Raw genomic sequence first — 8,441 nt, 5'->3', positions numbered from 1 at the left:
ACGTTAGCTGTTACCGCACAATCTCCAAAAGAAATTAACAGTTTCGTGCGTTTTCTGACTTGATGTAATAACTCTAAATTTTCTTCGTTAGCAACGGCCCCTTCCACTAAACAAACATCGACGTTTTCAGGATAATCTTTTAAGTCGCAACCGACGGGACTAAACACAACATCGACTTTTTCCGCGAGATCAAATAGCCATTCATCTAAGTCTAAAAATGACATATGGCAACCGGAACATCCCGCTAACCAAACCGTAGCAAATCTTATCTTGTCCATTGATGTTTTCCTCTTGCTTCTGCTAAGAATTCTAGTTTTTCGCGATCGCGTTGCATTTCGGCGGTTGTTGTGCCTTTTCTAAAGATAGAACCCGTTGGGCAAGCATCAACACATTTGCCACAGGAAGTACACGCATCTACTTCACCCCAAGGTTGATTTAACCCTGTAATGACTTTGGCTGCGGCCCCCCGATAGCCGACATCCCAGACGTGGGCTCCTTCAATTTCAGCACAAACTCTGACACACCGAGTACACAAAATACAACGGTTATGATCGATGCCAAATTTAGGATGAGTGATGTCTACTTCTCGTTCAGGAAAACGGTAGGGGAAACGGCTATGATCCATCCCTACTTCAATCGCAACATCCTGTAATTCGCAGTTTCCATTAGCGACACAAACCGCACAAACATGATTTCCTTCTGCAAATAATAACTCTACAGTCATGCGTCGATAATCTTGCAGTTGGGGGCTGTTTGTACAAACTTCCATGCCTTCAGAAACTTCTGTAACACAAGCAGGTAATAAACGATTAATGCCTTTAATTTCCACTAAGCATAACCGACAAGCTCCCACATCAGAAACCCCTTCTAAATGACAAAGTTTTGGGATTCTAACTCCAGCTTCTTCGGCAGCTTTGAGAATGGATGTTCCTTCTTCTACAGCAACATCAATTCCATCAATAGTTAGGGTTTTTACAGACATATTTTTTGATCTCCTATAAGGTTTAAATATGAAATTTAATCCTTTTATTTTAAGAGGTATCTTGTTTCATTATAGCATTTCTTCCTAAAAGTTTTAATCTGATTTGTAGCATAAAGGTGGGCTTTTGCCCACCCAATCTTTAAGCTAAACAAGCTGCCAAGTCTTCATCGGGAGTTGAAATTGGTTTAAGATGATAGGTTTCTGACAGTAATTTGAAGACATTGGGCGAAATAAAGGCGGGTAATGTGGGGCCTAAACGGATGTCTTGAATGCCTAAATAGAGCAGGGTTAATAACACCGCAACGGCTTTTTGTTCATACCATGACAAAATCATTGATAAGGGTAATTCATTCACCCCAATATCAAAGGCTTTAGCTAACCCTAACGCAATTTGAATGGCAGAATAAGCATCGTTACATTGTCCCACATCCATCAACCGAGGAATGTTACCAATCTCCCCTAATTGTTTATCAAAAAAGCGGAATTTTCCACAAGCTAATGTCAGGACAACACAATCTTGCGGCACTTTTTCCACAAATTCGGTATAGTAACTCCGTCCCGGTTTTGCTCCATCACAACCTCCCACTAAAAAGAAGTGACGAATTTTGCCTTGTTTAACCGCTTCAATCACATGATCTGCTACATTTAAAACGGCATTGTGAGCAAATCCTGTTTTGACTTCACGCGGCGTTTCATCATCAGAAAATCCGGGGAGTTCTAGGGCTTTTTGAATCACAGGAGTAAAGTCAGGAGTGCCATTTTCATCGGAGGGTAAATAGTTTAACCCTGGATAACCCACAGGCCCAATTGTAAACAGTTTTTGATCATAGGTTTCATGGGGTGGCATTAAACAATTGGTTGTCACCACAATCGCCCCTGGAAACTTAGCAAAATCTTTAGTTTGATTTTGCCATGCTGTGCCAAAATGTCCGTACAATTGGGGATATTTTTGTTTTAAAACCGGATATCCGTGAGCGGGTAAAAGTTCTCCATGAGTATAAACGGTAATTCCCGTTTCTGCGGTTTGTTGTAACAACGCTTCCAACTGTTTAATATCATGTCCAGAGACTAAAATAGCTTTCCCTTGACGATGATTTAAGGGAACCGTTGTTGGGGTTGGATGTCCATAATGTCCGGTATGTCCGGCATCTAATAATTCCATCGCCCGCAGGTTCATTTCTCCCACTTTTAACGCTAAACTGACCCAAGCATTTAAGTCTAAATCTTGACGATCTAAAGACGCTAAGGCTTCATAAATGAACTGATAAATCTTTTCATCTTCTTGCCCTAATTCATAGGCGTGGAAGGTGTAAGACGCTAATCCTTTTAAGCCGTAAATCGTCGTTAATTGCAGGGAATAAATATCAATATTTCCACTAGCTTTTTGAATTAAATCCAAGGCAAACTGTTGTCCTTGTTCGGCTAAACTTTCTTCAAAATTTGGCTGATAAGAACAAATTTCTGGCCATTGAATCGAGGTATGATTTTCTACGGCTTGTTTTAAGGTTTCTCGAAAGTGTAAGGCTTCTTTGGTGGAGTCAGAAAATCGCTTCGGATTGAAGTTAACATTTGTCATCGTGGAAAAGATCGATTCACAGGTAAAACGATCCAGTTCCCGATTTGGAATTCCTAACTCATAAGCTTTTAATGCAATGGGGGCAATACTCCGTAAGCAATACATTAATAAATCTTGAACAGCATTCACTTCAGGACTTTTACCACAAGCTCCCCATTGATGACACCCATTTCCACTCGCTGTTTGTTCGCATTGTTCGCAAAACATAATGAACTTACCCTCGTTTAAAGTGTGTGTTGTAATGGGTGAATTACAATCCTATAGAAGCGTTAAATCTTCTATCTCCTGCTCAGAGTAAAACGGTTCCTATTGCATCAATTTAAGACACCGGAACTTGTTCGTTTTCTTCCGATTTCAATAAAGCTGTATATTCCTCTGGGAAATACCGTAAGGTACTCAAGACTGGGTTCGGTGCGGTTTGTCCCAGTCCGCATAAACTGGTGGCTTTCACCATTTCCGACAACTGTTTCATTTTCTCAATATCTGCGGGAGTCGCTTGTTGATTGAGAATTTTCGTTAACATTTGATACAGTTGCACCGTTCCTGTCCGACAGGGAACGCATTTTCCGCAGGTTTCCCCTCGGCAGAATTCCATATAAAATTGGGCAACTTGCACCATGCTGGTGTCTTCGTCCATCACCACCATGCCTCCTGATCCCATCATCGATCCGAGTTGGGCCAAGGATTCGTAATCAACCGGAGTATCTAAATAATCGGCGGGAATACAACCGCCCGATGGCCCTCCGGTTTGCACAGCTTTGACTTTGCCACCTCCAGCAATTCCGCCGCCCATCTCCTCGACAATTTCCCGTAGGCTAATGCCCATCGGGACTTCAATCAGTCCAGTATTGCGAATTTTTCCGGTAAGGGAGAAAATTTTAGTGCCTTTACTCTTTTCTGTACCAATACTAGCAAACCAATCGGCTCCTTTTTTGAGAATCGGCGCAATATTCGCAAAGGTTTCGACGTTATTAATTAAGGTGGGACAACCCCACAACCCAGACACGGCGGGATAGGGAGGACGGGGGCGAGGTGTGCCACGTCCGCCATCAATGGAAGCAATTAAAGCCGTTTCTTCCCCACAGACAAAGGCTCCCGCCCCGACCCGGATATCAACACGGAAATCAATGGCTGATCCAAAAATTTGACTGCCTAAAAAGCCTTGGCGTTTGGCTTGTTGGATGGCTTTTTGCAGACGGGTAATCGCCAGGGGATATTCAGCCCGCACGTAAATATACCCTTGGGTCGCACCGACGGCATAACCGGCGATCGCCATTCCTTCTAAGATGCGATGGGGATCACTTTCTAGCACACTGCGATCCATAAACGCACCGGGATCGCCTTCATCGGCGTTACAGATCACGTATTTCTGACCCGGAGGCATTTTAGCAACGGTGGCCCATTTTAACCCGGTGGGATATCCAGCACCGCCTCTTCCCCGTAAACCCGATTTGGTAATTTCGGCAACGACATCCGCCGGGCTCATTTCATAAACGGCATGATATAACGCTTGATACCCGCCAACGGCAACATATTCGCCAATTTTTTCTGGGTCAATTTTACCGCTATTTTCCCGAACAATTAACAGTTGACGACTGAAAAACGGATGATGGCGATCGCCTTGGACGGGTTTAGCTTCTCCCCCATTAATGGCTTCAATAATTGAAGGTGCTTCTTCCGGGGTGACTTTCTCATATTGCACTCCGACGGGTTCGACTTCCACCATTGGCCCCCGTCCACAGAAGCCCATACAACCGACACCCACCACTTGCACTTGATCTTCGAGTCCGGCGGTTTTAACGGCCTGTTCCATTTGGGTTTTCACCCCCAAGGAGTTCGCCGCGACACAACCCGTTGAGGTACAACAGTGAACCCGGATCGGCTTTTGAGCTTTTTGTTCCTTTTCGGCTAGTTCTAATAATTCGCTATATTCCATAAGTTTTGTGTTCCTCTGCTCTGTATTGTGGAACAGGCATCTTGCCTGTTAAAGCCTGTTAAACATCTCTCTACTCCCATTCCGCAATGCGATCGCAAGCCATCTCTGGGGAAATTTGGGGAGCAACTTTACCATCAAAAACAACAGCCGGAGCAATACCACAGGCGCCAATACAACGGGCGGTCATAATGGAAATTTGACCATCGGGGGTAGTTTCCCCCGCTTTAATTCCCGTTTTCGCTTCTAATGCGGCTAAGACATCCCCGCCACCTTTGACGTAACAAGCGGTTCCCAAACACACAACACAGGTATGGGCACCATTGGGTTTGAGGGAGAATAAATGATAGAAGGTGGCAACCCCGTAGACATAACTCAGGGGCAGTTTTAAATTTCGCGCCACATAAATTAAAACTTCTTCTTCTAAATAGCCAAAGGATTCTTGCGCTTTGTGCAGCACTTCAATTAAAGCGTCCTGACGATATTGATTCCGCTTCATCGTCATATCGAGGACTTTAAATCGTTTATCCCCTCCTTTAGCAGTTTCAGCCTTGGGCTTATCGGCTTTTGCAGCAGTTACCGTAGAAGATTGCATAGTTCAGTTCTCTACTAATGATATGGATTGTTGCTGATTTTTAATGCCAGATCCGTTGCCAAAAGTTCTGTTCAGTTCAGCAAAATGATCACCAATTCAATAACGTTTGTGGACTTAGGGATTGTAGACTTTGTTAAGAGTTGGTTATACAACTCTTGTGTTGTTTATTTCGACGATTCTGAGTTTGACTCCAACTTCTATTCTAAATAGTAAGTCTACTTCCTACTTCTGGAAAAAAGTCTTAAAATAAAAAAAAGAATTAATCAGTCTGAGTTAATAATGGAACCATGAGATGGGGAAGACACCAAACAGAAGGAAAATCAGCCCCTAGAACAGGTGTTGATTTCCTCATAAGTGCTCCTCTGTCCTTTAAGAAATGTAACAATAATATAGGTAAAGCAATGTGTTTAGCGATTCCCGGTCAATTGCTCAGTATTTCTGGCAATGATCCCTTACAAAAAATGGGAAAAGTTAGCTTTGGCGGACTGGTCAAAGAAGTCAACCTCGCTTATGTTCCAGAGGTTCAAGTCGGTGATTATGTCATTGTTCATGTGGGTTTTGCCCTGAGTATTGTCGATGAACAAGCCGCACAACAAACCTTAACAGATTTACAACAAATGGTGACAATTAGTTAAAATACGTTAAGAGAGGATTTTAATTTTCCCTGTTGTGTTAGAGAATAACATCAGGGAACACCAGGTTCCTGATCAAAAATGAGGCAGAGAGAGTTTAAACATTCTTAAAACCTTCTTAATCTGGGATTGGATATGATGAAATTAGGGTATCACCATGACGGTTAAAACCCATCAACATCCAGAAACCATTCAAAGCATTTCACCGCTTTCTAAAGTTTCAGGTCGGATTCATTCTATAGAGACTTGTGGCACCGTTGATGGCCCAGGAATCCGATTTATTATTTTTACTCAAGGCTGTTGTCTCCGGTGTCTTTATTGCCATAACCCTGACACTCGAAACCGAGAAGATGGCGTAGAAATTACCGTTGATGAACTGATTGCTGACATTCAAAAATATCGCTCTTATATGCGATTTTCGGGAGGAGGTGTTACGATTAGTGGGGGTGAACCCTTAGTCCAACCTAACTTTGTTCAAGCAATTTTCCAACGCTGCCAAGAGATCAAAATTCACACCGCCTTGGATACTTCAGGTTTCGTTAACTTAACCGTTGCTAAACCTATACTCGAATTTGTAGATTTGGTTTTATTGGATATTAAATCCTTTGATCCGTTAACCTATCGTCAAGTAACGGGTACTTCCATTGAACCCACCTTGAGATTTGCTCACTATTTGAACGAGATTAAAAAACCCACTTGGATTCGGTTCGTTTTAGTTCCTAATCTGACCGATGATCCCGACAATGTTGAAGGATTAGCTAAGTTTATTTCTCAATTAAAAAATGTGGAAAAAGTAGAATTATCACCTTTCCACAAACTCGGAGAATATAAGTGGGAAAAACTAGGATACACTTATCGCCTCCAAGATACACCTATCCCGACTTCTGAGCAGATTAATCAAGTTAAAGACTGTTTTAAGCGTTATGGAATTTCAGTTCAATAAAGTTGCTAAGATTAAAGAAAACAGGAAATAAGCAACATTTGAACTAAAGAGAAAAGCTTTCAGGTTGAGTCATCCGTCTCTGTTATCACTTCTAAATTCATCCGCTACTACTATTGACGTCAAGACTTAAAGTTTCAAATCAAATTAGGTTAGTTTGAATTATGATTGCTACAAATGAACGTCGAATCTTAGATCAATCCAATAGTAATTTATGTGACCAATGGCAAGGATTGATTGAAGGGAAATGGACACAAGAAATTAATGTCAGAAATTTTATTCACAAAAATTACACTCCTTATGTCGGGGATGAATCCTTTCTAGTTCCTGCCACAGAACGAACTCAAACCCTGTGGAATTTAGTTCGAGATTTAATGCAGGTAGAACGGGAAAAAAGCATTTTAGATGTGGATACAAAAATTCCTTCTAATATTATTTCTCACAGCCCAGGTTATATTGATCAAAGCTTAGAACAAATTGTCGGTTTACAAACCGATCAGCCCTTAAAACGTGCAATTATGCCCTTTGGTGGAATTCGGGTTGTTAAAGCTTCTTTACATTCCTATGGTTATGAACTTGATCCCGAAACCGAAGAAATTTTTACGAAATATCGCAAAACTCATAATGATGGAGTTTTTGATGCCTATACTCATCAAATGAAAAAAGCGCGACATTCTGGTATTATTACCGGATTACCCGATGCCTATGGACGGGGACGAATTATTGGCGATTATCGTCGCATTGCGTTGTATGGAATTGATCGATTAATTACTGATAAAAAAGCACAACTTGAATCCTTAGAATTGGATGAAATTGTCGAAACCACCATTCAACTACGGGAAGAAATTTCAGAACAAATTAAAGCCTTAAAAGAACTCAAAATCATGGCGGCGAGTTATGGATTTGATCTGAGTCTTCCGGCTGCCAATGCCAAAGAAGCCGTACAGTGGACGTATTTCGGTTATTTAGCGGCTGTTAAAGAACAAAATGGTGCCGCCATGTCCTTGGGACGGGTTTCAACTTTCCTAGATATCTACTTTAATCGGGATTTAAAACAAGGGATTTTAACGGAATCTGAAGCCCAAGAAATTATCGATCATTTTGTGATTAAATTGCGGATGGTACGATTTTTACGAGCCCCAGAATATAATCAATTATTCTCAGGTGATCCCACTTGGGTAACAGAATGTATCGGAGGAATGGCAGAAGACGGACGCTCATTAGTCAGTAAAACCAGTTTCCGGTTCCTGCATACATTATCAACGTTAGGCCCCGCACCAGAACCGAATTTAACGGTTTTATGGTCAGAAAACTTACCTGAAAATTTCAAGAAATTCTGCGCTAAAGTTTCAATTGATAGCAGTTCCATTCAATATGAAAATGATGATCTCATGCGTCCTATCTATGGGGATGATTATGGAATTGCTTGTTGTGTTAGTGCCATGCGGATTGGCAAACAAATGCAATTTTTTGGAGCACGCGCCAACTTAGCTAAAGCTTTACTTTATGCGATTAATGGCGGAAAAGATGAAAAAACTGGGGAACAAATTACCCCCCTATTTGCTCCGATTACTTCTGAATATTTAGATTATGATGAAGTCGTTGCCAAATTTGATCAAATGATGGAATGGTTGGCGAAATTATACGTCAATACCCTGAATGTGATTCACTATATGCACGATAAATACTGTTATGAACGCATTGAAATGGCGTTACATGATCGGGATGTTTATCGAACTTTAGCTTGTGGGATCGCAGGGTTATCCGTTGTAGCTGATTCTTT

At 41.6% G+C, this 8,441-nt stretch carries 7 protein-coding genes and 1 pseudogene; 3 read left to right on the top strand and 5 right to left on the bottom strand.

Translation table 11 applies throughout. From position 1 onward, the window contains the following. The 5 genes and pseudogenes from ACKPEB_RS14820 to hoxE all read right to left on the bottom strand — a co-directional run. Positions 1-278: pseudogene (locus ACKPEB_RS14820) on the bottom strand (oxidoreductase); the annotation flags it as partial. After that, positions 266-982: a bidirectional hydrogenase complex protein HoxU gene (gene hoxU / locus ACKPEB_RS14815; protein ID WP_408965697.1), complete on the bottom strand. Its 717-nt coding sequence runs from the start codon at positions 980-982 to the stop codon at positions 266-268. The pseudogene ACKPEB_RS14820 and the gene hoxU, both read right to left, overlap by 13 nt. A gap of 139 nt (positions 983-1,121) precedes the next feature. Next, complete coding sequence (gene hcp, locus ACKPEB_RS14810; protein ID WP_408965696.1) at positions 1,122-2,765, bottom strand: hydroxylamine reductase; 1,644 nt, start codon at positions 2,763-2,765, stop codon at positions 1,122-1,124. A gap of 112 nt (positions 2,766-2,877) precedes the next feature. Continuing rightward, a complete protein-coding gene (locus tag ACKPEB_RS14805) occupies positions 2,878-4,494 on the bottom strand; it encodes an NADH-ubiquinone oxidoreductase-F iron-sulfur binding region domain-containing protein (protein WP_408965695.1) in 1,617 nt (538 codons plus the stop codon). 70 nt (positions 4,495-4,564) lie between these two features. Further along, positions 4,565-5,086 (bottom strand): bidirectional hydrogenase complex protein HoxE, encoded by a 522-nt coding sequence (gene hoxE / locus ACKPEB_RS14800; RefSeq protein WP_408965694.1) that lies wholly within the window; start codon positions 5,084-5,086, stop codon positions 4,565-4,567. A gap of 401 nt (positions 5,087-5,487) precedes the next feature. On the opposite strand from hoxE, the gene ACKPEB_RS14795 reads away from it, so the two are divergent. The 3 genes from ACKPEB_RS14795 to ACKPEB_RS14785 form a co-directional block, all read left to right on the top strand. Then, the gene (locus ACKPEB_RS14795) at positions 5,488-5,721 is read left to right on the top strand and encodes a HypC/HybG/HupF family hydrogenase formation chaperone (protein ID WP_408965693.1); all 234 of its coding nucleotides are present in this window, start codon (positions 5,488-5,490) and stop codon (positions 5,719-5,721) included. Positions 5,722-5,875: 154 nt separating this feature from the next. Further along, positions 5,876-6,661, top strand: a complete 786-nt coding sequence (gene pflA / locus ACKPEB_RS14790; RefSeq protein ID WP_408965692.1) for a pyruvate formate-lyase-activating protein — start codon at positions 5,876-5,878, stop codon at positions 6,659-6,661. Positions 6,662-6,822: 161 nt separating this feature from the next. Continuing rightward, a partial coding sequence (locus ACKPEB_RS14785) for a pyruvate formate lyase family protein (protein ID WP_408965691.1) occupies positions 6,823-8,441 on the top strand: 1,619 nt, incomplete at its 3' end.

The organism is Planktothrix sp. (genome assembly GCF_046067725.1).
Taxonomy (GTDB): domain Bacteria; phylum Cyanobacteriota; class Cyanobacteriia; order Cyanobacteriales; family Microcoleaceae; genus Planktothrix.
The sequence above is the reverse complement of the archived record's forward strand: the minus strand, read 5'-3'. Positions and strand labels throughout refer to the sequence as shown.

Bases quoted from the DNA above. Each gene is read 5' to 3' on its own strand.
- hoxE (WP_408965694.1), bottom strand. From the start codon at position 5,086: ATGCAATCTTCTACGGTAACTGCTGCAAAAGCCGATAAGCCCAAGGCT.
- ACKPEB_RS14805 (WP_408965695.1), bottom strand. From the start codon at position 4,494: ATGGAATATAGCGAATTATTAGAACTAGCCGAAAAGGAACAAAAAGCT.
- ACKPEB_RS14795 (WP_408965693.1), top strand. From the start codon at position 5,488: ATGTGTTTAGCGATTCCCGGTCAATTGCTCAGTATTTCTGGCAATGAT.
- hoxU (WP_408965697.1), bottom strand. From the start codon at position 982: ATGTCTGTAAAAACCCTAACTATTGATGGAATTGATGTTGCTGTAGAA.
- hcp (WP_408965696.1), bottom strand. From the start codon at position 2,765: ATGTTTTGCGAACAATGCGAACAAACAGCGAGTGGAAATGGGTGTCAT.
- pflA (WP_408965692.1), top strand. From the start codon at position 5,876: ATGACGGTTAAAACCCATCAACATCCAGAAACCATTCAAAGCATTTCA.